The following is a 24,503-nucleotide window of genomic DNA, read 5'->3' on the forward strand; positions in this document are numbered from 1 at the left end:
CCCGAGGTTGACATGGGGCGCGCGAGGGACGTTCATAGCTATGTACATACGGCAAGAAGGAGGCCGGCCCGAACGGGTAAGACGCAGGCAGGGGCGTGTTGTCCCACCTTATTGACGTTTTACCCGATAGGGTGAATCCCGCCAATTCTCAGGACCGCAACAAAGAAGCATCGTCACGGCGTATCGGCCGCCTGTCGCTGTTGGGGTGTGGACATGGAGGGTCGTGCGGCCCGCGACGCCGGGGGCTCCGGCAACGCTCCGCTCGTGGGGCGACGGGACGCGCTGCAGGAGATCGACCGCGCGCTCGACGCGGCCGAGGGCGGCTACGGCTTCGTCGCGCTGGTGGGCGAGCCCGGTGCCGGCAAGACCCGGCTGCTGAACGAGCTCGCCGACGGCGCGATCGCCCGCAAGCTGCCGTTCGTGGCCGGCCGCGCGGCCGAGTTCGAGCAGGAGATGCCGTTCGGCGCCGTCGTCGACGCGCTCGACGACCGGCTGGAGGAGCACTCGCTCGACCTGCCGCCCGGCGCGCTGCGGCTGCTCGGCACCGTGTTCCCCGCGCTCGCCGACCTGTCGGGCGCCCCGCCCGCCGCCTCGCCCGAGTCGCACGTGGCGCGATACCAGCTGCACCGCACGGTCCGGCACCTGCTGGAGGCGCTGGCCGAGCCGTCCGGGCTGGTGCTGATCCTGGACGACCTGCACTGGGCCGACGACGCGACGATCGAGCTGCTGGACCACCTCGTCCGGCACCCGCCGCGCGCCCGGGTGCTGGTCGCGGTCGCCTACCGGCCCGCGCAGGCGTCGCCGCGCCTGATGGCGCTGGTGGACGCCGCCGGCCCGCAGGGCGCGCGGGTGGCGGTCTCGCCGCTCACGCAGAGCGAGGTCCGCGAGTTCCTCGGCCCGGACGTCGGCCACGCGCGGTGCGAGGCGCTGTTCAAGGCCAGCGGCGGCAACCCGTTCTACCTGGAGGCCCTGGCCAAGATGGCCGACGGGGCCGCGCCGGCGGCCGGCGGCGGCCTCGACCGGCACTGGGAGAAGGGCGTGGCGAACCTGACCGAGGTGCCGCCGGCGGTGCGGGCGGCGCTGCAGGTCGAGCTGAGCGCGCTGCCGCCGCAGGCGCTGCTGATGGCGCGCGGCGCCGCGGTCGCCGCCGACGTGTTCGAGCCCGCGCTCGCGGCGGTCGCCGCGGAGATGGAGCAGCACACCGCGCTCACCGCGCTGGACGTGCTGACCGGCCACGACGTGGTGCGGGCCGCACCGGGCGGCCGGTTCCGGTTCCGCCACCCCCTCGTCCGGCACGTCGCCTACGCCTCGACGGCCGCGGGCTGGCGGATCGCCGCGCACTCGCGGGTGTCGGAGCGGCTGGCCGAGCTCGGCGCCCCGGCGGCCGTGCGCGCCCACCACGTGGTGCGGTCGGCGCGGTTCGGCGACGCCGCCGCGATCTGGACGCTGGTGGAGGCCGCCCGCGCCGTCGCGCGGCAGGCGCCCGCCACCGCCGCGTACTGGCTGCAGGCCGCGCTCGACCTGATGCCCGGCGCCGCCGACGAGTCCTACCCCGACCGGGTGGAGCTGCTGGTCGAGCTGGCCCAGGTGCAGGCCCTCAGCGGCCACGCCGAGGAGGGCCGCGAGGCCGCGCGCACCCTGCTCGGGCTGCTGCCGCCGGGCGACACCGTCCGCCGCGCCCGCACCGTGCACATGTGCGCGATCATGGAGCGGCAGCTCGGCCGCATCCACGAGGCCCGCGCCCTGGTGCTGGACGAGCTGCGCCGCATCACCGACCGGCAGACCCCCGAGGCGGTGCTGCTGCGCATCCGGCTCGTCGCCGACCGCATCCAGCGCATCGACACCCGCGGCTCGCACGCCATCCTGGAGACGATCCCCGGCACCGCGCCGGGATGGGGCCCCGGCCTCACCGCGGCCGTCGCGGCGATGCGCCCGATGGTCGCCTACGGGCGCGGCGAGGTCGGCGAGGCGATCGCCTACGCGCAGACCGCCGACCAGCTGTTCTCGGCCGCGTCCGACAACGAGTTCACCGACTGCCTGGACTGCTTCGCCTGGCTGGTGTTCGCCGAGTCGTTCCTCGGCATGTACGACGAGGCGCTGCGGCACGCCGAGCGGCTGGTGTCGATCACCCGCACGACCGGGCAGACGTTCGTGCTCGGCTACATGCTGTCCGGGCAGTCGCGCGTGCTGGCGCAGCTGGGCCGGCTGGAGGAGGCGGCCGCCGTCGCCGACGAGGCCACCGCGGTCGGCCGCGACCTGCGCTCGCAGGAGGTGCTGGCCTACGGGCTGATCCAGCAGTGCCTCACCGCGTCCTGGATGGGCGACCACGAGCGGGCGCTGCGGGCCGGGGACGAGGCCGTCGCCAACGACACCGGCTCGGGCGAGTGGTGGACGCACATGGCGCACGTCGCCCGCGCCCTCGCCGTCATCAACGAGGGACGGCTGGAGGAGGGCGCGACCGCGCTGATCGCCGCGTGCGGCGACGGCACCGCCGGCCTTGACTTCAGCACCCTGCTGATCTGCGCGGAGGCGCTGGCCGCCGTCCGCGCCGCGCAGGACGACGCCGCCGACGCCGCGAACTGGGCCGACATCGCCGAGGCGATCACCGAACCGCTGCTGACCGGCGACACCGGCCTGGCGAAGCTGACCCGCGCGCACGCGCTGCGCGCCGCCGACCCCGCCGCGTCCGCCGCGCTGGCGGCCGAGGCCGCCGACCTGCTCGCCAAGGCCGGGCGGCGGCCGGAGGCGGGCCGCGCCGAACTGGCCGCCGGGCTCGCGCACGCCGCCGCCGGCGACCGGTCCCGCGCCCGCGACCGGCTGCGCGCCGCCGCGGAGGTGTTCGAGGCGTGCGGGATGAGGGGGCTGCTGGCGCAGGTCGTCCGCGAGCAGCGCCGGCTCGGCGTCCGGGTGCCCGCCGCGGGCGCGCCCGCCAAGGGCGCCAAGAACCGCCGGGACCTGCCGTTCGGGCTGTCCCCGCGCGAGCACGAGATCGCGCTGCTGGTCGCCGAGGGCAACAGCAACCAGCAGATCGCCGAGCGGCTCTACCTCAGCGTCCGGACGGTCGAGACCCATCTGTCCCGCGTCTTCGCCAAGATCGGCGTGTCCTCGCGGGTGGGTGTCGCGACCGCCATGAACCGTTCCGAGTAGATCAGACTCTTAGTTCACGTACGTCCCGTACGTCCAGCGGACCGGCGCGCACCCGTAAGTACGGGTTCTCCACGATGCCGCGCCGATATCCGCGTTTGGCAGGGTTGGGGCGTCAGGAAGCGGAGGAGATGGACATGGATCAGCAGCGGATCGCGCGCTTCACGCACGCGGGCGTCGCCGACGCCGAGGTGTCCGTGCACCCCTTCGCGACCGGCGACGGCCTCGGCCTGAACCTGACCCGGTTCCGCCGGGACGACTGCGACGACGTCGTCCTGCTGGTGCACGGGCTGACGACCTCCAGCGACATGTTCATCATGCCCGAGCACACCAACCTGGTGAACTACCTGCACGACGCCGGGTTCGGCGACGTGTGGGCGCTGGACTTCCGGATCAGCGGCCGGTTCCCCTACAACTCCGAGACCGCGCGCCACGACCTCGACGTCATCGCGCTCCACGACCACCCGGCGGCGCTCGCCGAACTGCGGCGGCACATCGGGGACCGCCGGGTCCACGTGATCTCCCACTGCGTCGGCGCGATCTCGTTCTCGATGGCGCTGTTCGCCGGCACCGCCACCGGCGTCACCAGCCTGGTCTGCAACAGCGTCTCGGTCACCCCGCGCACGCCGCGCTGGTCGAGGATCAAGCTCGGCTACGGCCCGGCCCTGATGGAGTACGTGCTCGGGCCCTGCCACCTGGACCCGAGGTACGGGAACGCTCCAGTGCTCACGCGCGGCTGGATGCTCGCCAAGGCCGTCGCCCCGTTCCACCGCGGCTGCGACGAGCCCGCCTGCCACATGCTCAGCTTCATGTGGGGCGGCGGCAAGCCGATCTACACCCACGAGAAGATGTCGCCGGTCACGCACGGCCGGCTGCCCGACCTGTTCGGGGCCTGCAACGTCAACTACTACCGGCACCTGCACGCGATGGTGAAGGCCGGCCGCGCGATCAAGCACCGCCCGCGCGACCCCCGCCTCGCCGCCCTGCCGGACGACTACCTGTCGCGCGCCGCCACGGTCACGACTCCGATCCTGTTCCTCACCGGAGACCGCAACCACGTGTTCACCGACTCCAACATCGTCTGCCACCGGACGCTCGAGAAGATCACGCCCGGCCTGCACGAGCTGGCCGTCCTGCCCGGCTACGGCCACCAGGACCCGTTCATGGGCGCCACCTCCGATACCGAGGTGTTCCCGCAGGTCGTGGACTTCCTGAAGCGGAAGGCGGGCTGAGCGATGACCGGAGCGGAGCGCCAGCGGGGCGGAGGTCATCGCTCAGCCCCCAATTCCGGGGGTGGCGTGGAGCACGCCGACGCGGTCGTGGTCGGGTCCGGGTTCGGCGGGTCCGTCGCGGCGTACCGGCTGGCGGAGGCCGGGCAGTCGGTCGTCCTGCTGGAGCGCGGGCAGCCGTACCCGCCGGGGAGCTTCCCGCGCACGCCCGCCGAGATGGGCCGCGCGTTCTGGGACCCGGCCGCGGGCCTGTACGGGATGTTCGACGTCTGGAGCTTCAAGGGCTGCGACTCGGTGGTGTCGTCCGGGCTCGGCGGCGGGTCGCTGATCTACGCGAACGTGCTGCTGCGCAAGGACGAGCGCTGGTTCGTCACCGACCTGCCCGGCGGCGGCCACCACCCGTGGCCGGTCTCCCGCGCCGACCTCGACCCGCACTACGACGCGGTCGAGGCGATGCTCGGCGCGACGCCGTACCCGCTGGAGCAGGTCCCGTTCGACGACACCCCGAAGACGCACGCCATGCAGGACGCGGCGGCCGAGCTCGGCCTGCAGATCACGCTGCCGCCGCTCGCGGTCAGCTTCGCGGCACGGCCCGGCGGCACGCCGGGGCTGAGCCTGCCGATCGCCGACGCGGGCTACGGCAACATCCACGGCGCCGGGCGGCGGACGTGCAAGCTGTGCGGCGAGTGCGACATCGGCTGCAACGAGGGCGCCAAGAACAGCCTCGACCACACCTACCTGTCGGCGGCGGCGCACCACGGCGCCGACATCCGCACCTCCCGCGAGGTGAAGGCGATCCGGCCGCGCGCCGGCGGCGGGTACGAGGTCGACTACGTCCACCACGCCGACCCGACCGCGAAGAAGAGCCGCCCGCGCGTCCGGACGATCACCTGCGACCGGCTCATCCTCGGCGCCGGCACCTACGGCACGACGTTCCTGCTGCTGAAGTCGCGGGAGGCCTTCCCGGGCCTGTCGCAGGCGCTCGGCACCCGGTTCAGCGGCAACGGCGACCTGCTGACGTTCCTGCTGCGCGCCAAGGACCGCAACCGGGTCCGGCCGCTGAACGCCAGCCGCGGGCCGGTGATCACCACCGCGATCCGGCTGCCGGACGAACTGGACGGCGTCCCCGGCGCCGGCCGCGGCGCCTACATCGAGGACGGCGGCTACCCGGGCTTCACCGACTGGATCGTCGACAGCCTCGACCTCGGCAACGACTTCGAGCGGGCCGTGAAGTTCCTGTGGAACCGGTTCACCGAGTTCTTCAAGGACGCGCCCGACACCAACCTGTCCAAGGAGCTGTCCGACCTGATCGGCGACGGCGCCCTGACGGTCAGCTCGCTGCCGCTGCTCGGCATGGGCCGCGACACCGCGGACGGGCGGCTGCACCTGAAGGGCGGCCGGCTCGCCGCCGACTGGACGGCGGAGACCAGCGAGGCGCTGTTCAACCGCGTCCGCAAGACGATGCAGGGGATCGCGGACGTGCTCGGCGCCGACTACGCCGACAACCCGATGTGGTTCCGCAAGCGCATCATCACCGTCCATCCGCTGGGCGGCGCCCCGATGGGGGGCCACCCGGGCGAAGGCGTCTGCGACGCCTTCGGCGAGGTGTTCGGGTTCCCGGGCCTCTACATCGCCGACGGGGCGGCGATGCCGGGACCGGTGGGCCCGAACCCCTCGCTCACGATCGCCGCGCACGCCGACCGGATGGCGACGCGGCTGCTGGACGGGGTGTCCGCACAGCGTCGTGCGGCGGCCCCGGCCGCGACCGTCCCGTCTGCCACGGGGGCCGAGCCGGCCGGGGGAGCCGGCTCGCTGGACGGGGCGGGGAACGGCTCGGCGTACGGCCCGGGGCGGGGGGAGTGGGGGGTCGCCCCCCCGCGGGGAACCCGCCCGGTCTCGGGGGACCACGGCGGTACACGGGGACCGTCCACCGTGGTCGCGGGCCGTACGTCGCTGTCGTTCACCGAGGAGATGAAGGGGTTCGTCACCTACGGGGAGTCCGACGCGCGGATCGGCGAGCTGGCGGAGGGGCGCAAGCCCCTGTCGTTCCGGCTGACGATCACCGCGGCGGACACCGACCGGTTCCTCGCCGACCCCGAGCACGAGGCGAAGGCCGAGGGGTGGGTGGACGCCGGCGGGCACGGGGGCCGCTGCCCGGTCGAGCGGGGCACGTTCAACCTGTTCGTCGCGGACGGCCCGGACGACCGGCGGCTGATGAAGTACCGGCTGTTCTACACCGACGGGGAGGACCGGCCGCGCACGCTGAGCGGGTACAAGGACGTCCTGCACGGGCCGCCGACGCGGATCTGGCCGGACACCTCGACGCTCTACGTGCGGCTGCTGGACGGCCATGTCGGCGCGGACGGGGAGGACGGCGCGGACGTCGTCGCGGCGGGGGTGCTGCACATCCGGCTGACGGACTTCGCGCGGCAGCTCACGACGTTCCGCACCGCCGGCCCGGACGGGGCGGGCAAGCTCCTCGACTTCGGCCGGTTCTTCGCCGGGGAGCTGTGGGAGGTGTACGGCCCGGATCCGGTCTGACCGGATCCGTTGCGGGGGGCCAAGTTCGTGCAGGCCGAGGGAACTGCGGGGTGCTCTCGGCCTGCACCTTTTCGCCGGAGGCCGCGCGGGGGGTCGCGCGGTCTCCGGCTCATTCGTGCGCGGGCCGCATGGCGGCGGGGCCGGATCGCGGCGGGGTCAGATCGCGGCGCGGCGGGCGGGGCAGTCGGCCGGGCAGTGCTCCAGGTGCGCGGGCAGCCAGCGGGTGAACATCTTCAGCATGAGCCGCAGCAGCGGTGCGGCCAGCACGCGGGTGCCGGGGATCAGCGGCTCGAACACCGCCTCCCAGCGGATGGCGGTGCCGCCGTCGCGGGCCTCCAGGTACACGTCGGAGCGGTAGCGGCGCACCGGCAACCCGGCCAGGGCGATGTAGGCGAAGTGCGTGTACGGCTCGTAGGCGACGGTCTGCTCTCTGGCGGGCCAGATCTTCTTGACCGCCCCGACCCCGTAGGTGGTGGTGTCGCCCTTGCGCGTCTGCCTGGCCGGCGTCGGGAACCTGCCCCAGGCGCCCCACGCCTCGGGGACGGCCAGGTGCCGGAACACCTCTTCGGGCGCGGCGCTGGTGGTGGCGGTGACCTGGATCATCACCGCACCGTAGCCACCCGCGCTCCGCCCGCACAAGGCGGTCCCGGCCCTGGCCGCGACCGGCCGGGCCCGCCCGTACCAGACCTGCCCGTGTCAGACCTGCCCGTGTCAGACCTGCCCGTAGAGCCGTTCGACGTGGAGGCGGACGACGAGGCGGCCGTCCTCGACCATGGCCCGCCGGTAGTCGTCCCAGTCGGGGTGCTCCTCGCCGCGGACGTCGCGGTACACCTCGATGAGCTCCTCCACCGCCGCGTCGTGCGGGTCGGCGGCGACGGCGGACAGCTCGGCGGTGCCCTCGGCGACGACCCAGGACCAGCCGTCGGGGGCGCTGGCGTGCAGGCTGGCGCGCGGGTCGCGGGCCAGGTTGCGGGCCTTGGCGCGGTCGGCGGTGACCGAGACGCGCACGAGCCGGCGGGCCTCGTCGAAGTGGTAGTTGACATTGGACAGCTGCGGCCGCCCGTCCCGCTTCAGCGTGGCCAGCACGCCGAGGTCGCGCTCCTTGAGCAGCTTCGCCAGCGCCGCGTCGTCCGCCATCGTCCGCCTCCTGGATGAGATCCGTTTCCGGGGTCAACCCCCGGCCGCCCCGTTCCGTTCCCCGTTACCGCGCCGCGAGCCGCGGGAGGGTCAGGACGCGTGCCTCGGGCGCCTCGGGGGCGGGCCGGGAGACCGGCCCGCCCCGCGCCCCGGCGGCCCGGCCGGCGGCGCGGCCGGTGTGGATGTGGCCGCGGAACACCGCGCCCTTGGCCGCCACCTTGACCGCCTGGAACTCACGCGGCGGCAGCGCGCAGAACCCGGTGCGCACGACGTCGTCGAACAGCGAGTCCGACACGACGTAGGCCAGGTCGCGGCCGGTGTCGCCGGACAGCAGCCGGCGCAGCGGCGTCGCGTCCAGCAGCCGCTGGACGGTGATGGGCGCGTCGCCGGCGGGCCCGAACGGCCCGGCGGTCAGCGTGCCGTGGTGCAGGGCCAGCCGCACCCGCAGCGGGAACCCGCCCCCCTCGCCGGCGCCGCCGATGCCCTCGTTGATCTCGCGCAGCGCCTCGTCCAGCAGGATCACGAAGTCGCCGGCCACCGGCGCGGGGTCGGTCCCCTCCGGCAGCGTGGCGAGCTCGCCGTCCCCGCCGACCTGCTTGTCCCAGCGGGCGCGGTCGAGGCCGACGCCGCGCGCGGCGCGGTCGAGCGCGCCCGTCAGCTGGCGCTGCGCGCGCAGCTGCTCGCGCGCGTCGCGCCTGCTGTACCCCTGGATGTCCACCGCCACCAGCAGGCGGTAGCTGAGCTGTGCGTCCCCGTTTCCTTCCACTGTGCCGATCCCGCCCCTCGGTCTCTTCTGGGCAAATGGGCCCGATGCCCGCATTCGCTCCAAGCGTGGAGTGAGCGTTGCCCGCGTCCGGCGGCCGGATCGTGTCGCCGTCCCTTACGCCCCTTGGACGCACGCCGGTGATCGTCGGCACCAAAAGGTAAGGAGAACGTCGCGAACAAGTAAGGGACTTTCCGGAATATCCGGGGTGAACCGGGCCGAGGTTGAACCGGGCGGCGCCGGGATCGCGTACTGCCTCCCAGCGTGACACCCGACGCACGGTCACCGCGCCGTCCCGCCCCCGCACCCGCCCGGAGACCCCGATGGCCCACAGATCGCCGGCCGCCTCGGCCACCCGCGAACGCCCGCCCGGACCGTGGAGCTGGTTCCGCGGCCCGCAGCCCGCGGGCGGCGTCGACGACCAGGTGATCGTGACCGAGCTGTACCGCGTCTACGGGCGCCCGCTGCTGTCGTTCGTGCTGCGCCTGACCGGCGGCGACCGGCACTGGGCCGAGGACGTGGTGCAGGAGACCATGATCCGCGCGTGGCGCAGCGCGCACCAGCTCGACGAGAACGCGGCCTCGCTGCTGCCGTGGCTGGCGACGGTCGCGCGCCGGATCGTCATCGACGACCAGCGCCGCAAGAACGCACGGCCGCAGGAGGCGGGCGAGGGCCCGCTGGAGAACATGCGCGTGCCCGACGGGTTGGAGGATCTGCTGCGCTCCGTCGTCGTGTCCGAGGCCCTTCTCGCGCTGTCCCCCGCCCACCGCGAGGTCCTCAACGAGACCTTCTTCCGGGACCGGTCGGTCAACGAGGCCGCCAAGCACCTCGGCATCCCCGTGGGCACCGTGAAGTCCCGGGTCTACTACGCGCTCAGGGCGCTGCGCGTCGCACTGGAGGAGAGGGGCGTGACGCCTTGACCGCGGACATGCTGCACATCGACGTCGGCGCCTACGCCCTCGGGCTGCTGGAGGAGCCCGACCGCCGCGCGTTCGAGGCGCACCTGGCGTCCTGCGCGTCCTGCCACGCGGAGCTCGGCACGCTGCGCGGGGTCGCGCGGACGCTGGACGGCATCGGCCCGATCGCCGAGCCGGCGGGCGCGCCGCCCGTCCCGCCGGAGCCCGCCGTGGTCGCCGACCTGATGCGGCACCGGACCGCGCGGCGGCGCCGGCACCGGGCGGCCCGCGCGCTGGCCGCGGCCGCCGCCGGGGTGGTGCTGCTCGGCGGGGCGCTCGGCACCGGGTTCACGCTCGGCGCCGACCGCGAGCCGCCCCCGGCCCCGCAGGACGACGGGACGGCGGCGCTGCTGCGCGACGGCCACCGGACGTCGGCCGCCGACGCGGGCACCGGCGTCACCGGGACGGTCGCCACGCAGGAGAAGGCGTGGGGCAGCCGGATCGCGATGCGGCTCGGCAGGGTCCGCGGGCCGCTGGAGTGCGAGCTGGTCGCGGTGGACCGGCGCGGCGAGGCGCACACGGTCGTCGGCTGGTCGGTCCCCGCCAAGGGGTACGGGCTGCCCGGGTCGCCGCAGCCGGCGCTGGCGCTGCAGGGCGGGACGGCGCTGCGGCCCGGGGAGATCAGCCGGTTCGAGGTCCGCACGATCGGTACGGGACGCACGCTGCTCACCGTCCCCGCGTAGGGGGCGTAACGGGAGCGCGGCGCGGGGCAGGCGCGGGACGGTCCGCTCCCCCGCGTCTCATAGGCTGGCGGGGTGAGTGCGAGCCGGTCTTCGACAGGCCCCGAGCTGATGCTGCCGGGGCTCCGCGAGGTGTACGCGGCCTACGTCCGGGAGGCGGACGCCCTCCCGGCGCTGCCCGGTCCGCTGCAGGCGGAGGTGTGGGCGTCGGCGCAGCTCGGCGCGCTGGAGGCGGCGGCCCCGCACGCGCAGGGGCGGCGCGCCGCGCTCGGCGACCTGATCGGCTGCCTGCGGGCGGCGGCGACGCCGGGCGCGCGGGCGTTCCTGGCCGCGATCGCCGCGATCGGCCCGGTGGAGGGCCGCAAGGCGGCGGGGCGCGCGGCCGGTGCGCTCGGCGCCGTTCCGGCGGCGCCCTGGGAGGGGTCGCTCGGCGCGGTGGTACCGGGCCAGGCGTGGCTCATCCAGGAGGGGCCGCTGGACGGCGACCGCCTGGTCTGCGAGTTCCGCTACGAGGGCGCCGGCACCGCCGGGATGCACGCCGTGGCCGTCCGGCTGTCCTACGGCGGCGCGCCCACCGAGGTCGTGATCGTCGGGGACGTCCCGGCGCTGATGGGCGCGGCGCGGCAGGCGATGCAGGCCGAACTGTGCGTCGTCCAGCCCTACGAGGCGGCGGCCGCCGGGGGCAGGCTCCGCGCCGCGCTGAACGGCACGGAGCCCCTTCCCGAGGGGTGCTACCCGGCGCTTCCGCTGGCCCGGCACCGGGCCTCAGTACTGCCCTAGCGGCCCATGGCGCGGTAGCGGCGCACCGACAGCGGGACGAACACCGCCGCGATCACCAGCGGCCACACCAGCGCCATCAGCAGGCTGTGCCGCGCGGCCCACGAGTCGCCCGCGACGGGTGAGCCGAACAGCTCGCGGCACGCGGTGACGGTCGCCGACATCGGGTTCCACTCGGCGATCGCGCCCAGCCAGCCGGGCATGGTGTCCGGCGCGACCAGCGCGCTGGACAGGAACCCGATCGGCCACACCAGGACCTGCACGGCCGCCACCGACTCCGGCCCCTTGGCGACGAGGCCGAGGAAGACGCCGAGCCAGATCAGCGAGAACCGCAGGAGCAGCAGGAGCCCGAACCCGGCGAGGGCCTTGGCGGCGCCGTCCTCCACGCGCCACCCGATCAGCACGCCGCACACCGCCATCACGGCCAGCCCCGCCACCGAGTGGATCATGTCGGCGGCGGCGCGGCCGGCCACGACGGCGGACGGCGACATCGGCATCGCGCGGAACCGGTCGGTCACGCCCCTGGCCGCGTCGCCCGCGACCCGCACGAACGTCTCCTCGACGCCGAACACCATGGTCAGGGCGAACATGCCGGGGACGATGAACGCGCGGTAGCTCCCGCCGCCGGGGACGTCCATCTGGCCGCCGAACAGGTAGCCCATCATCAGCACGACCATCACCGGGAACAGCAGCCCCATGGCGATCTGGCCGGGCTGGCGCGCCCAGTGGGCGAGGGCCCGGCCGGTCAGCGTCCGCCCGTCGGCGACCGCCCAGCGCAGCGCTTGAACGCTCACGCGCGCACCTCCTCCTTCGCGTCGGTCTCGTTCTCGCCGGTCTCGTTCTCGGTGGTCTCGTTCTCGCCGGTGAGGTGCAGGAACACCTCGTCCAGGGTCGGGCGGCGCAGCCCGATGTCGGCGACCGCGACGCCCGCGGCGTCCAGGGCGCGGAGGGCGTCGGTCAGCGCGGCGGCCCGGCCGGAGACGGGGGCGCCGATCCGCAGCGCCTCGGCGTCCACGTCGGCCTCCCCGTCCGCGACCCGGCCGACGATCTCCGCGGCGGCGGTGAGCGCGCCGGGGTCGTCCAGGACGACCTCGATCCGGTCGCCGCCGAGGCGCTTCTTCAGCTCCTCGGGCGCGCCCTCGGCGATGACGCGGCCGCGGTCGATCACCGAGACGCCGGCCGCCAGCCGGTCGGCCTCCTCCAGGTACTGGGTGGTGAGCAGGACGGTCGTGCCGCCGTCGACCAGCGCGCGGACGGCGTCCCAGACCTCGCCCCGGGCGCGCGGGTCCAGGCCGGTGGTCGGCTCGTCCAGGAACAGCACCGGCGGCGCGAGGATCATGGACGCGGCCAGGTCGAGGCGGCGCCGCATGCCGCCGGAGTACTCCCCGGCGGGCCGGCCGGCGGCCTCGGTGAGCCCGAAGCGCTCCAGCAGCTCGTCCGCCCGCCGCCGCGCCTGCTTGGCGCCGAGGTGGTAGAGACGGCCGAACATGACGAGGTTCTGCCGCCCGCCGAGGATCTCGTCGACCGCCGCGTGCTGCCCGACCAGGCCGATGCTGCGCCGCACCTCCCCCGCCGCGCGGACGACGTCGTGCCCGGCGACCCGGGCGGTGCCCCCGTCCGGCCTGGCCAGCGTGGTGAGGACGCGGACGGCGGTGGTCTTGCCGGCGCCGTTCGGGCCGAGCAGCCCGTGCACGATGCCGGCGGGCACCCGCAGGTCCAGCCCGGCGAGGGCCTCCTTGTCGCCGTAGCGCTTGCGCAGCCCCTCGGCGGCGACCGCGAGCGGTGGTCCGGCCATGCGCCCTCCAAAACTATGTACGTCGTACGGATTTACCATCGCGGCCAATATAACGTACGACGTACAGAGTTTCATCCCTGAAAGGATCGGCGGGTGACCGAGTACAGCGGGAGCGGCGACCCCAAGCGCAGCCTGGAGCTGCTGTGGGGCGTCCAGGCGCCGCCCAGGCGCGGGCCGAAGCCGCGGCTGACCGCCGAGGAGATCGTCCGCACCGCGATCGCGCTGGCCGACGCCGAGGGCCTGGACGCGGTGTCCATGCGCCGCATCGCCGACGAGCTGGGCGTCTCGCCCATGTCGATCTACACCTACGTCCCCGGCAAGGCCGAGCTGGTCGACGTCATGGTCGACCGCGCGTTCGGCGAGCTGGCCCCGCCCGCCGACGCGGCGTGGCGGGACCGGCTGGAGCGCATCGCCCGCGACAACTGGGCGCTGTTCCACCGGCACCCGTGGCTGCTGCAGATCACGATGGCGCGCCCGCCCATGGGCCCGAACACCCTCGGCAAGTACGAGTACGAGCTGCGCGCCGTGGAGGGCCTCGGCCTCACCGACCTGGAGATGGACTCGGTGGTCGCGCTCGTCACCGGGTTCGCCGAGAGCGCCGCCCGCGCCTCGGTCAGCGCCGCCGAGGCCGAGCGGCGCACCGGCATGAGCGACGAGCAGTGGTGGGAGTCGGTCGCCCCCGTGCTCGACACCCTCGTGGACGAGGCCGACTACCCGCTCGGGACCCGGGTCGGGACCGCGGCCGGGCAGGAGTACAGCGCCCCCGCCGCACCGAGCCGCGCGTTCGAGTTCGGCCTCGCCCGCGTGCTGGACGGCATCGAGGTCCTGATCAGCGCCCGCTAGCCCGCTTGGTCCGCCTCGTCGGGACCGCGGTGGACGCGTCCTCGGGCCAGGGGTGCCTGGGGTAGCGGCCGCGCAGCTCGGCCCGCACGGCCCGGTACCCCTCGCGCCAGAACGAGGCCAGGTCGGCGGTGACGGCGGCCGGGCGGCCCGCCGGGGACAGCAGGTGCACCACCAGCGGGACCCGGCCGCCCGCGAGCGCCGGCGCGGCGTCCCAGCCGAACAGCTCCTGCAGCTTCACCGCCAGGACGGGCCGCTCCCCCGAGTAGTCGACCCGGATCCGGGACCCGGTCGGCACCTCGACGCGTTCGGGCGCGTACTCGTCCAGCCGCTTGGCCTGCTCCCAGGGCAGCAGGCCGCGCAGCATGCCCGCGACGTCGACGCGGGCCAGGTCGGCGCGGCGCCGCGCCCCCGCGAGCCACTCGGGGGCCCGCTCCAGCAGCGCCGCGTCGTCGACGGCCGGCCACGGCTCGCCGAGCGCGCCGCGCAGGAACGCCAGCCGCTCCCGCAGCGCGACCGCGCCCGGCGTCCAGGTGAGCAGCCCGAGGCCCTCGGCGCGCAGGCCGTCCAGCAGCGCCGCCCGGAGCAGGGCGGGGTCGGGGTCGCGCAGCGGCCGGGCGGCCAGCTCGATCGCGCCGAGCCGCTCGACGCGCCGCGCCACCACGTCCCCGTCCCGCCAGGCGACCTCCTCGGCCGCCTCCAGCAGCGGCGCCGCCGCCGACCGCGCCACGTCCTCGCCGATCACCACGGCCTGCCGCACCCGCGCCGACGCCGACCCGGCCGGGCGGTCGGCCGCCGCGACCGCCAGCCACTCCGGCCGCGCCCCGGCCAGGGCCGACCCGTCGGCGAGCGCCGCGCCCGTCCCGGACGCCATCAGGTAGCCGCTTCCCCGCCGCCGTGCCACCCGCTCGGGGAACGCCAGCGCCACGACCGTCCCCGCCGCGCGGTCACCGGCCGGCTCGGCGGGGCCGGCGGCGCCGTCCAGCGCCCGGCACAGGCGCGCGGCCTCGTCGCGCCAGCGGGCGGCGTGGGCGTCGGCGGGCCGGTCCCGGCGGCGCAGGGCGCGCCAGGCGGCGGTGAGGTCGTCGCCGGCCGCGCGCGGCGGGGGCTCCGACAGCAGCGCGACGACCTCGGCGGCGGCGCGGTCGCCCACCGTGGCGGCGCCGTCCACCAGCGCGCGGGCCAGCCGGGGGTGCAGGCCGATCCGGGCCAGGCGGCGCCCCCGGTCGGTCACCGTGCCGCCGGCGACGGCGCCGAGGGCGCGCAGCGCGGCGCGGGCCGCGTCCATCGCGGCGGGCGGCGGCGGGTCCGGCAGCGCCAGCCCGGCCGCGCCGGGGTCGCCCCAGCAGGCCGCCTGGAGCGCGAAGCCGGTGAGGTCGGCGAGCTCGATCTCCGGGCGCGGGCGGGCCGGGAGGCGGTCGTGCTCGGCCTGCGTCCAGCAGCGGTACACGGTGCCGGGGCCCTCCCGGCCGGCGCGGCCCGCACGCTGCTCGGCGGTGGCGCGGGACGCGCGGACGGTGGTGAGCGACCCGAGCCCCCGCGCGTGGTCGGTGCGGGGCTCGCGGGCCAGCCCGGAGTCGACGACCGCGCGGACGCCCGGCACCGTCAGGCTCGACTCGGCCACCGACGTGGCGAGCACGACCCGGCGGCCCGGCGCGGGCGCGAGCACGGCGTCCTGGACGGCGCGGGGCGCCTGCCCGTGGATCTGCAGGACATCGGCCGCGACGCCGCCGAGCATCCCGGCGACGCGGGCGATCTCCCCGACGCCGGGCAGGAAGCACAGCACGTCGCCGTCCCGCTCGGCCACGGCGCGGCGGACGGTCGCGGCGACGTGCGCGAGCAGCGCCGGGTCGACGCGCAGGCCGTGCGGCGGCGGGACGGGCCGCTCCGGCGGCGCCCACACCGTCTCCACCGGGTGCAGCGCGGCCTCGGTCTCCACGACGGGCGCGCCGCCGAGCAGCCGCGCCCACGGCCCGGTGTCGGCGGTCGCGGACGCCGCGACCAGCCGCAGGTCGGGGCGCAACGCGGCGCGGACGTCCAGCAGGAACGCCAGCGCGGTGTCGGCGTCCAGGTGCCGCTCGTGGCACTCGTCCAGGATCACCGTGCCGACGCCGTCCAGCTCCGGGTCCGACTGCAGGCGCTGCAGGACCACGCCCGTCGTGACGACGTCCACCCGCGCGCCGGGGCGGTTCTCCCCGCGCACGGTGACGCCGACGGCGCCGCCGACGCGCTCGCCGAGGATCCAGGCCATCCGGCGGGCGGCGGCGCGGGCGGCGAGCCGGCGCGGCTCCAGCACCAGGACCTTCCCGGCCGCGGGCGGGCCGCCGAGCGCGAGCCCGGCCAGGGCGAGCGGCACCAGGGTCGTCTTGCCGGTGCCCGGCGGCGCCGACAGCACCGCGGCGCCGTGCCCGTCCAGCGCCGCGCGCAGCGCGGGGACGGCGCGGTGGACGGGCAGGCTCTCGGCGGCGCTCAGCTGCATCGCCCCAGTCTGCCGCGCCCGCCCGCCGCAGCGGAAATCCATTGCACCGAAAAAGGCTCTGTTCGTTGCGGTGATACTTGCATCGAGCCTTTCATTGCATTCTCCGGGACGTTCCGGATTCTTCCCGCCACCACACCCTCCCAATCCTGGCGAAAGAGCAGGTGAGCAATGACTTCAAGCCCTGGAACTGACTTGGCAGTTTGATATAAGTCACCTTCCAAAGTGTGGCGCAAATCGCATCGGCGTCCCCATAATGATGGCGTCATCGCAGGTGCTGGGAGGTTCGGCATGTTCGGCAGCTCCATCTACCTCAGGGACAGGCCGGCGTTCACCGGCGGTTCGCCGCAGGCGGTGTACGAGGAGCTCTGGCAGCGCGGCCGAAAAGGGAGATTGCGGACCCGCGCATTTCTGGCGACGGCGACGCTCATACTGTGCGGACTGCTCGTGAACCCCCTTTTCGGAATCATCATGGCGGTCGCGGTGGCGTCCGCGGACGTGTACGTGCATTGGCGCGTGTACCACTCGTCCCGGGTATGGCGGCTCGGGCTGCGCGGCGACGAGCGCATGAACCGGGTGCTGCGCCACACGCTGGAGCGCCGCGGTCACCGGGTGCTGCACGCGCGGACCGTCCCCGGCCACGGCTCCGCCGACCAGCTCGTCATCGGGCCCGGCGGGCTCTGGCTCGTCCACAACGAGGCGTGGCATCCCGACGCGGAGATCTCCCACCACGGCGGGAAGCTGTTCATCGACGGCCGCACCCAGTCCAAGCTGGTCGGCGCGCTGACCGCGCGGGCCGAGGCCGCCGCCGTGGCCGTCTCCCGCGTCGCCGAGGTCCCGGTGAAGGTGACGCCCGTGCTCGCGGTGCACGGCGGCGACCTCGTCCGCACCCCGTTCGCCGCCGACGGCATCGTGTTCGCGCCGCCGCTGAAGCTGGTCCGCTGGATGTCCCGCAACCCCACCGCCGACCTGTCGCCCGACGAGGTCGAGGGGCTCATGCGCGCCGCCGTGCAGGCCCTCCCGATCGGCGGCCGGTCGGCGCTGTCCGCGGCGGCCTAGGCGGCGGGCCCGCCGGAAGGGGCAGCGATGACCACCCGACACCTGTGGCCGGAGGGCTCACACGCCGCCGCCCACAGGGCGCCCACCGCCCGCGCGGGTTCCGCCGCCCGCGCGGGCGGTGCGGCGCAGCCACCACAGGCCCGCGACCGGCAGCACCAGCGGGACGAAGCCGTAGCCGCGCCCGTACAGGGACCAGACGGTCTCGTCGGGGAACGCGGCGGAGTCGGCGAGGCTCAGCGTGCCCACGACCAGCACCCCGGCGAGCTCGGTCGAGCAGGCCGCGACGGCGACCCGGAACGAGGTGCGGCCGCCGCGGGCCAGCGCCACCGTCGCCAGGACGTAGACGGCCGCGGCGAACGCCGACAGCGCGTAGGCCAGCGGCGCCTCGGAGTACTGGGTGGCGATCTGCACCGCCGCCCGCGCACCGGCCGCGAGCGCGAAGATCGCGTAGACGGCGACCAGCAGCCGGCCCGGCCCGCCCGCGGTCCCGGGCCGGGCCCCGCCACCCGTGCGGGCGGGGGTGCCGGCGCGGGCGCCGCCGTCCGCGCGGGTCCCGGGCCGGACGGGCCCGTCCTGCCCGGCCTGCCCGGCCTGCTCGGCCCGCGCGATCGGCTCGGTTCCCTCGGGCTCAGACACCGGTACCGCTCCACAACTGGTCCATCCGGACGACCATGACGGCCGCGGCCACCCCCGCGACGACGATCACGCAGGACCCCCACCGGGTGCGCTCCAGCAGCCCCCACCCGGCGCCCGCGACCGGGATCAGCAGCGAGCCCAGCAGGTAGCCGACGAAGGTGGCGGTGCCGTCCGGCCCCTCGCCGTCCGACAGCTTCACGAACGCGACGACCGCCTGCGCGACCAGCAGCGCCTCCAGCACGCCGAGCGCGATCAGCTGCCCGGCGTCCATCGCCCGGTTGCGCAGCGCCGACACCAGCGCGTAGACGGCGGTCAGCAGCGCCACCACGATGATCACGGTGCCCAGGACGTCGGTCACGGAACGAGACTACTACCGGTCGTAGAGGACGGCGGAACCGCCTCGGACGGGCGGGACCGCGCACACCGGGACCGGCCCGTCCCCCGGGCATGGCAGCATGGCGGGCGTGAGAGCGCTGCAGTGGCTGAACCTGACCCGGCACGGTGAGAGCACCGGCAACCTCGCCTACCAGGCCGTCCTCGGCACCGATGCCGAGGAGGCCGGCATCACCGAGCGCGACGCGGACATCCCCCTGTCCGACACCGGCCGCGCGCAGGCCGCCACCCTCGGCCGCTGGCTCGCCGCCCTCCCCGAGGACGAGCGCCCGACGCACGTCATCGCCTCCCCCTACCTGCGCACCGTCGACACCGCCGAGATCGCCCTCGCCCAGACCTCCTACGCCGCCCCGCGGGCCCCCGGCGGCCTCCGGCTCCGCGTCGACGAGCGGCTCCGCGACCGCGAGCAGGGCGCCCTGCAGGGCCTCACCGCCCTCGGCGTCCGCCGCCGGTTCCCCGCCGAGGCCGCCCGGCTCGACCAGCTCGGCAAGTTCTACTACCGCCCGCCCGGCGGGGAGTCGTGGGCCGACCTGGCGCTGCGGCTGCGCAGCTTCTACCGCGACCTGGAGGCCGACGCCGCCGGCGGCCGGGTCCTCGTCGTCACCCACGACGCGATCATCGTCATGACCCGCTACCTGGTCGAGGAGCTCACCGAGGCCGAGATCATGCGGATCGAGAAGGAGCCGGTCGCCAACGCCTCGGTCACCCGCTGGCGCGGCGACGGCTCCGGGCTCCAGGCCGTCTGCTACAACGACTGCGCCCACCTGGCCGGCCTCGGCGCCCCGCCCCCCGCCGGCCCGGCGGAGCCGCGCTCTACAGCTCGCCACTGAGCAGCCGGTCGCTGCGCGAGGCGACCGCGGCCCGCCGCGGGTCGCCGGCGGGCAGCACCGCCCGCAGCCGCTCCAGCGCCTCCAGGTCGGCGCGGCCCGGCTCGGTCTGCGCGTAGGCCCACAGCGTCTCGGCGCCGCCGCGGTCCAGCACCTGGCGCCGCACCCGCACCGCCAGCTCGTCGCGCTCCGCGCGGATCGCCGGCGCGTCCGAGCGGGGCAGCAGCTCGCCCCCGTACAGCCGCACCGCGCCGCCGGCGTCGCCGTCGTCCAGCAGCCGCCGGACCGTGATGAAGTCGGCCTCGACCGCGCAGCCGAGCCGGTACGGGCGGGCCCGGACGATGTCGCCGAACTGCTGGCGGAGCCGGTGGATCTCCGGCCGGACCGTCGCGGGACTGCCGTCGTCGCCGTACAGGTACAGCGAGAGCCGGTCGCCGCTCAGCCCGCGCGGATGCAGCGCCAGCAGCGCGAGGATCTCGGCGTGCCGCAGCGTCAGGTCGAAGCGCCGGCCGTCCAGCAGCGCGTGCGGCTGCCCGTCGCCGAGCAGCGACAGCGTCAGCAGCGGCCCGCCGCCGGCGGCCGGCCGGGCCGCCGCCTCCGCGCCGGGGTCGGAGACCACCCGCGCGCCGACCCGGTCGGCGGACCGCAGCAGGAACGCCTCGCCGAGCGGCTCGGCCACGGCGACCCGGCCGTCCGGCAGCGCGACCGTCCCGCCGGGCTCGGGGGCGGCCAGCCGCAGCCCGCGCAGCCCGGCCGCGCCCGCCGCCAGCACCCGGCCGGTGGCCGTGACCAGCAGCCCCGCCCCGCCGAGCCCGCGCAGGTGCGGCAGCAGCCGCTCGCGCAGCCGCTCGTCCCGCACCAGCATCTCGTTCTCCAGCCGCGACTCGGCCAGCCGCGCCGCGGCGGCCACGAGCGCGACGGTCGCCGGATGCAGCGCCGCCACGGTCGCGCTGACGTCGATGCACCCGACCACCCGCGCCGAGTCGGGGTCGATGATCGGCGCGCCCGCGCACGACCAGCGGTGCAGGACGTGCGCGACGTGCTCGAAGGCGTAGACGTACTCGGGCCGCCCGGCGGCGATCGCGGTGCCGATCCCGTTGGTGCCGACCGCGTCCTCCGCCCAGCGGAACCCCTCGGTCAGCCCGATCGCGTCGGCGGCCCGGCGCGCGGCCGGCGGGCCCTGCGTCCACAGCACGTGCCCGTCCGCGTCGGTGATCACCATCAGGTGCTCGGTCTCGTCCGCCACCCGCCGCAGCAGCGCCTCCAGCATCGGCAGGTGCGGCTGGAGCGGGTGGACGTCGCGGGCGTCGGCGAGGACGTCCCGCTCGTACACCAGCGGCGCCGCCTCCATGCCGGCGTCGACGCCGGCGTCCCGGGAACGCCGCCAGGACTCGGAGATGGGCAGACGGACGGCCACCGGATCGCGCACCACCATCAGTCCCTTCCCCCGGAGAGAACCTCGGCCCGTCTGAGGATCCGCCCACCGCGGGGTTCCGCGCAACCGATTCCACCGATCCCGCACGGCCGGATGGGGACACGTTCCGTGAGCGAACGGTCGCAACGTGCATGCAACGTGAGGGCGCCTAGCGTTACCGGCGGCTGGGAGACGAAGGGCCATCCTGTGGGTCCCGCCGCCCCGACCGCGCATCCGGGGGGAATGCGCGCGGGGCGGCGGGCCGGACACGACCCACCGGGCGCGGGGGGCTTCCGGCCGCTACGGGGAGGACGACCGACCATGCTCTGCCTGACCTGCCACCGCGTCCGCCCGGCCCTCAGCCGCGCGGACTACACCGCCGAACGCGCCTGGCTCATCGTCCGCCGGGGCCTGTGCACCTGCGCCGTACCGCCGCCCGCGGCGGGCCGGACGCGGCGCCCGCCGACCGCCCGCAAGCGCGCGCGGTCGCCGAAATAAACATCCCGGTTCACAAAACGTTCATGCCCGGTTCGCCTAGAGTTTAAGGACACCCGACCGGCCCCTGGAGGGAGCGCCATGACCGTGATCCCGGGTCTCGTCCGCCGCGCCGCCGCCGAGGCGGAGCGCCATCTGCGCGAGGGCGTCGGCCTGCTCGCCAAGGTGGGACGAGATCTGGAACGGTCGGCGGAGCTGGGCCGGCTGCTCCCCTCCGTCATCGAGCGTATCGCGGTCCTGGAGCAGGCCGTCCGCGACCAGGACGCCGAGCTGCGCACCGTCCGCACCGAGCTGGACTCCCTCGTCGGGCAGCTCAACGACCGGCTGCTGCCGCGCATCGACGAGCGGATGGACGACACCGAGCGCGACCTGGCCGCCGTCGCCACCAGCCTCATCCGCACCGGCCGCGACACCGCCGGCCACGGCGCCCGGCTGGAGACCGCCGAGCGGCGCCTCGGCGACCTGCGCACCAAGGTCGCGCAGCTGGAGCAGCGGACCGGGCTGTGGCGCGACCTGCAGTCCACCGTGGCCCGGTTCGGCGACGACCTCGACGCCATGCGCGCCCGCATGGCGCTGCGCGCCGCCGAGCACCCGCCGGCCGACGCCGCGCCCGCGCCGGTGCAGAACATCACCGACCGCCCGGCCTAGCTTTCGGGAGGCCGGAGGCGTCCGGGAGAATGGGCGCATGACTCACCCGCCCGAGAACCGTCCCGCCGCGCGCGGCTTCGCCAGCGACAACCAGGCGAGCGTCCACCCCGACGTCCTCGCCGCCCTCGCCGAGGTCAACACCGGGCACCAGCCCGCCTACGGCGACGACGCGGTCACCGGCCGGCTCCGCGCGATGGTCCGGCGCCACTTCGGCGACCGCGCCGAGGTGTACCCGGTGTTCAACGGGACGGGCGCGAACGTGGTGTCGCTGCAGGCGATGTCGGAGCGGTGGAGCTCGGTGGTGTGCCCGGAGTCGGCGCACATCAACACCGACGAGTGCGGCGCCGCCGAGAAGCTCGCCGGGCTGAAGCTGGTCACCGTCCCGGCGCCGGACGGCAAGCTCACCCCCGGGCTGGTCGAGCGGTACGCGACCGGGTTCGGCAACGTCCAGCGGCGGCAGCCCGCCGTCGTGTCCATCACCCAGAGCACCGAGCTCGGCACCGTCTACACGGCGGAGGAGACCGCGGCCGTCGCGGCGGCGGCGCACGAGCGCGGCCTGACCGTGCACATGGACGGCGCCCGCATCGCCAACGCCGCCGCGTCCCTCGGCGTCCCGCTGCGCGCCCTCACCACCGACGCGGGCGTGGACGTGCTGTCGTTCGGCGGCACCAAGAACGGCCTGCTGCTCGGCGAGGCGATCGTCGTGCTGAACCCGGACGCCGTCCGCGGGGTGAGCTACCTGCGCAAGTCGAGCATGCAGCTGGCGTCGAAGATGCGGTACGTGTCGGCGCAGCTCGTCGCGCTGCTGGACGGCGACCTGTGGCTGCGCAACGCCGCGCACGCCAACGCGATGGCCCGCCGCCTGGAGGCCGCCGCCCGCGCCGTCCCCGGCGTGGAGGTCACGCGGCCGGTGCAGGCGAACACGGTCTTCGCGGTCGTCCCGAAGGACGTCGCGGAGCGGCTGCGCGAGCGGTTCGCCTTCTACACCTGGGACGAGACGACCGGCGAGGTCCGCTGGGTCTGCTCGTTCGACACCACCGAGCGGGACGTGGCCGCGTTCGCCGCCGCCCTCGCCGCCGAGATGCCCGGCTGACCGGCGGTTTCGTCCCGATCATCGAGAGCGCCCCGGCGGCCGCCGCGGCGGCGCGTTATCGTGTCACCGAACATCATTCGGTTACAGGAGGCGAGCCCGATGGCCAACCGCACCTTCGTCGTCGGCGTGGGCATGACCAAGTTCGAGAAGCCCGGCTCCCGCGACTGGGAGTACCCCGACATGGCCAAGGAGGCCGTCGGCAAGGCCCTGGCGGACGCCGGCGTCGGCTACGACAAGATCGAGATGGCCTACGCGGGCTCGATGTACGGGTCGATGGGCCAGCGCGCCCTCTACGAGACCGGCATGACCGGCATCCCCGTCATGACCGTGATGAACGCGTGCGCGACCGGGTCCAGCGCGCTGTTCCTCGCCCGCCAGGCCGTCCGCGGCGGCCTCGCCGACTGCGCGCTCGCGCTCGGCATGGAGAAGATGAAGAAGGGCTCGCTCGGCGCCGGCGTCGGCGAGTCCAAGGTCACCATCATCGACCACCACCTGCGCTCCATGACCGCGGGCCGCGAGTGGGAGCTGGACAAGGCGCCCATGCCGCAGATGTTCGGCAACGCCGGCCGCGAGCACATGGAGAAGTACGGCTCCACCCCCGACCACTACGCGTGGATCGGCTGGAAGAACCACAAGCACTCGGTCAACAACCCCTACGCGCAGTTCCAGACCGAGTACTCGCTCGACGACGTCAAGAACGCCACGATGATCTTCGACCCGCTGACCAAGCTGCAGTGCTCCCCCACCTCCGACGGGGCCGGCGCCGCGCTCGTCGTCAGCGAGCGGTTCCTGGACGACAACGACCTGTGGGACCAGGCCGTCGAGATCGCCGGGCACCACATCGCCACCGACACCCCGCAGAGCTTCGAGGACCACTCCTCCATCCAGGTCGTCGGGTTCGGCGTCTCCCGGCTCGCCGCCCGCAAGGCGATGGACGAGGCGCAGGTCTCCATCGACGACGTCGACGTCATCGAACTGCACGACTGCTTCAGCGCCAACGAGCTCATCACCTACGAGGCCCTCGGCATGGCCGAGGTCGGCGAGGGCCACAAGCTCATCGACGACCAGGCCACCACCTACGGCGGCAAGTGGGTCGTCAACCCCTCCGGCGGCCTCATCTCCAAGGGCCACCCCCTCGGCGCCACCGGCCTCGCCCAGTGCGCCGAGCTGACCTGGCAGCTGCGCGGCAAGGCCGACAAGCGCCAGGTCGAAGGCGCCCGCGTCGCCCTCCAGCACAACATCGGCCTCGGCAGCGCCTGCGCCGTGGCCGTCTACAAGCCCGCTGTGTGAGTCCAGGGGGGCGACCCCCTGGAACCCCCGTTACGACGCAGGCGATCCTCACGCCGCCGTTGCGGTCCGTCTCGTCCGGTACGGACGTGCGCGGCGTCGCTGCGGTCGCCTGCGTCGTCGGGCAGGCCCGCTCCGGGCACTGGAGCGCCCTCCGCGTGCCTGCCCGTGCTCCGGCGGCCGGGGTCCGCTCCGAAAGGCGGTTCATTCCGAGCGGCCGGGACCCTGGGTCATCGCGGCATGGACGTGCGACAAATATTGACCATTGTCTCACGGTGAATCTATGCTCATGGCAAGTGCCGCCGGCCTGGAG

At 75.1% G+C, this 24,503-nt stretch carries 22 protein-coding genes; 13 read left to right on the plus strand and 9 right to left on the minus strand.

Annotation, left to right across the window (positions count from 1 at the left end; all coding sequences use genetic code 11):
- The first annotated feature begins 213 nt into the window (after positions 1 to 213).
- The 3 genes from HUT06_RS27260 (at position 214) to HUT06_RS27270 (ending at position 6,914) form a co-directional block, all read left to right on the plus strand.
- Positions 214 to 3,147: a LuxR family transcriptional regulator gene (locus HUT06_RS27260; RefSeq protein ID WP_176198318.1), complete on the plus strand. Its 2,934-nt coding sequence runs from the start codon at positions 214 to 216 to the stop codon at positions 3,145 to 3,147.
- A gap of 134 nt (positions 3,148 to 3,281) precedes the next feature.
- A complete protein-coding gene (locus HUT06_RS27265; RefSeq protein ID WP_176198319.1) occupies positions 3,282 to 4,376 on the plus strand; it encodes an alpha/beta hydrolase in 1,095 nt (364 codons plus the stop codon).
- A gap of 66 nt (positions 4,377 to 4,442) precedes the next feature.
- Positions 4,443 to 6,914 (plus strand): GMC oxidoreductase, encoded by a 2,472-nt coding sequence (locus HUT06_RS27270; RefSeq protein ID WP_254715408.1) that lies wholly within the window; start codon positions 4,443 to 4,445, stop codon positions 6,912 to 6,914.
- 156 nt (positions 6,915 to 7,070) lie between these two features.
- Here the strand turns inward: HUT06_RS27270 and HUT06_RS27275 are convergent, their stop codons facing one another.
- The 3 genes from HUT06_RS27275 to HUT06_RS27285 form a co-directional block, all read right to left on the minus strand.
- A complete protein-coding gene (locus tag HUT06_RS27275; protein WP_176198321.1) occupies positions 7,071 to 7,517 on the minus strand; it encodes an SRPBCC family protein in 447 nt (148 codons plus the stop codon).
- Positions 7,518 to 7,625: 108 nt separating this feature from the next.
- Positions 7,626 to 8,051, minus strand: a complete 426-nt coding sequence (locus HUT06_RS27280) for a PPOX class F420-dependent oxidoreductase (RefSeq protein WP_176198322.1) — start codon at positions 8,049 to 8,051, stop codon at positions 7,626 to 7,628.
- Between the two features lie 64 nt (positions 8,052 to 8,115).
- On the minus strand, positions 8,116 to 8,817 hold the full coding sequence (locus tag HUT06_RS27285; RefSeq protein ID WP_176198323.1) for a hypothetical protein: 702 nt from the start codon (positions 8,815 to 8,817) through the stop codon (positions 8,116 to 8,118).
- 428 nt (positions 8,818 to 9,245) lie between these two features.
- Here HUT06_RS27285 and HUT06_RS27290 point away from each other — a divergent pair, with 428 nt between their 5' ends.
- From HUT06_RS27290 to HUT06_RS27300, 3 genes are all read left to right on the plus strand, one after another.
- Positions 9,246 to 9,734 carry a sigma-70 family RNA polymerase sigma factor gene (locus HUT06_RS27290; RefSeq protein ID WP_217711826.1) on the plus strand — a complete coding sequence of 163 codons (489 nt, stop codon included), beginning with the start codon at positions 9,246 to 9,248 and terminating at the stop codon, positions 9,732 to 9,734.
- Entirely contained in the window at positions 9,731 to 10,453 is a 723-nt protein-coding gene (locus HUT06_RS27295) for an anti-sigma factor (RefSeq protein ID WP_176198324.1), read from the plus strand. Before HUT06_RS27290 ends, HUT06_RS27295 begins: the two co-directional genes overlap by 4 nt.
- A gap of 72 nt (positions 10,454 to 10,525) precedes the next feature.
- A complete protein-coding gene (locus HUT06_RS27300) occupies positions 10,526 to 11,230 on the plus strand; it encodes a hypothetical protein (RefSeq protein WP_254715409.1) in 705 nt (234 codons plus the stop codon).
- Here the strand turns inward: HUT06_RS27300 and HUT06_RS27305 are convergent.
- A complete protein-coding gene (locus HUT06_RS27305) occupies positions 11,227 to 12,021 on the minus strand; it encodes an ABC transporter permease (RefSeq protein WP_176198325.1) in 795 nt (264 codons plus the stop codon). The genes HUT06_RS27300 and HUT06_RS27305 overlap by 4 nt on opposite strands.
- Positions 12,018 to 13,022: an ATP-binding cassette domain-containing protein gene (locus HUT06_RS27310; RefSeq protein ID WP_176198326.1), complete on the minus strand. Its 1,005-nt coding sequence runs from the start codon at positions 13,020 to 13,022 to the stop codon at positions 12,018 to 12,020. Before HUT06_RS27310 ends, HUT06_RS27305 begins: the two co-directional genes overlap by 4 nt.
- A 93-nt stretch (positions 13,023 to 13,115) precedes the next feature.
- Here HUT06_RS27310 and HUT06_RS27315 point away from each other — a divergent pair, with 93 nt between their 5' ends.
- Positions 13,116 to 13,865 carry a TetR/AcrR family transcriptional regulator gene (locus HUT06_RS27315; protein ID WP_176198327.1) on the plus strand — a complete coding sequence of 250 codons (750 nt, stop codon included), beginning with the start codon at positions 13,116 to 13,118 and terminating at the stop codon, positions 13,863 to 13,865.
- On the opposite strand, the gene hrpB is transcribed toward HUT06_RS27315, so the two are convergent.
- Positions 13,852 to 16,341 carry an ATP-dependent helicase HrpB gene (hrpB, locus tag HUT06_RS27320; RefSeq protein ID WP_176198328.1) on the minus strand — a complete coding sequence of 830 codons (2,490 nt, stop codon included), beginning with the start codon at positions 16,339 to 16,341 and terminating at the stop codon, positions 13,852 to 13,854. The genes HUT06_RS27315 and hrpB overlap by 14 nt on opposite strands.
- Before the next feature lie 468 nt (positions 16,342 to 16,809).
- Between hrpB and HUT06_RS27325 the strand changes: the two genes are divergently transcribed.
- Positions 16,810 to 17,397, plus strand: a complete 588-nt coding sequence (locus HUT06_RS27325) for an NERD domain-containing protein (protein WP_254715410.1) — start codon at positions 16,810 to 16,812, stop codon at positions 17,395 to 17,397.
- A gap of 57 nt (positions 17,398 to 17,454) precedes the next feature.
- On the opposite strand, the gene HUT06_RS27330 is transcribed toward HUT06_RS27325, so the two are convergent.
- The gene (locus HUT06_RS27330; RefSeq protein WP_176201650.1) at positions 17,455 to 17,862 is read right to left on the minus strand and encodes a hypothetical protein; all 408 of its coding nucleotides are present in this window, start codon (positions 17,860 to 17,862) and stop codon (positions 17,455 to 17,457) included.
- A 163-nt stretch (positions 17,863 to 18,025) separates the two neighbouring features.
- Entirely contained in the window at positions 18,026 to 18,391 is a 366-nt protein-coding gene (locus HUT06_RS27335) for a hypothetical protein (RefSeq protein WP_176198329.1), read from the minus strand.
- 97 nt (positions 18,392 to 18,488) lie between these two features.
- Between HUT06_RS27335 and HUT06_RS27340 the strand changes: the two genes are divergently transcribed.
- Complete coding sequence (locus tag HUT06_RS27340) at positions 18,489 to 19,256, plus strand: histidine phosphatase family protein (RefSeq protein ID WP_176198330.1); 768 nt, start codon at positions 18,489 to 18,491, stop codon at positions 19,254 to 19,256.
- Here HUT06_RS27340 and HUT06_RS27345 read toward each other — a convergent pair.
- A complete protein-coding gene (locus HUT06_RS27345; RefSeq protein WP_254715411.1) occupies positions 19,240 to 20,682 on the minus strand; it encodes a helix-turn-helix domain-containing protein in 1,443 nt (480 codons plus the stop codon). The genes HUT06_RS27340 and HUT06_RS27345 overlap by 17 nt on opposite strands.
- 306 nt (positions 20,683 to 20,988) lie before the next feature.
- Between HUT06_RS27345 and HUT06_RS27350 the strand changes: the two genes are divergently transcribed.
- The 4 genes from HUT06_RS27350 to HUT06_RS27365 all read left to right on the plus strand — a co-directional run bounded on the left by HUT06_RS27350 (position 20,989) and on the right by HUT06_RS27365 (position 24,193).
- Positions 20,989 to 21,165 (plus strand): hypothetical protein, encoded by a 177-nt coding sequence (locus HUT06_RS27350; RefSeq protein WP_176198332.1) that lies wholly within the window; start codon positions 20,989 to 20,991, stop codon positions 21,163 to 21,165.
- A 78-nt stretch (positions 21,166 to 21,243) separates the two neighbouring features.
- On the plus strand, positions 21,244 to 21,810 hold the full coding sequence (locus HUT06_RS27355; RefSeq protein WP_176198333.1) for a hypothetical protein: 567 nt from the start codon (positions 21,244 to 21,246) through the stop codon (positions 21,808 to 21,810).
- Positions 21,811 to 21,847: 37 nt separating this feature from the next.
- Entirely contained in the window at positions 21,848 to 22,903 is a 1,056-nt protein-coding gene (locus HUT06_RS27360; RefSeq protein ID WP_176198334.1) for a low specificity L-threonine aldolase, read from the plus strand.
- A gap of 99 nt (positions 22,904 to 23,002) precedes the next feature.
- Positions 23,003 to 24,193: a beta-ketoacyl synthase N-terminal-like domain-containing protein gene (locus HUT06_RS27365; protein ID WP_176198335.1), complete on the plus strand. Its 1,191-nt coding sequence runs from the start codon at positions 23,003 to 23,005 to the stop codon at positions 24,191 to 24,193.
- Positions 24,194 to 24,503: the final 310 nt, after the last annotated feature.

The sequence above is a fragment of the Actinomadura sp. NAK00032 genome (assembly GCF_013364275.1).
Lineage (GTDB): Bacteria > Actinomycetota > Actinomycetes > Streptosporangiales > Streptosporangiaceae > Spirillospora.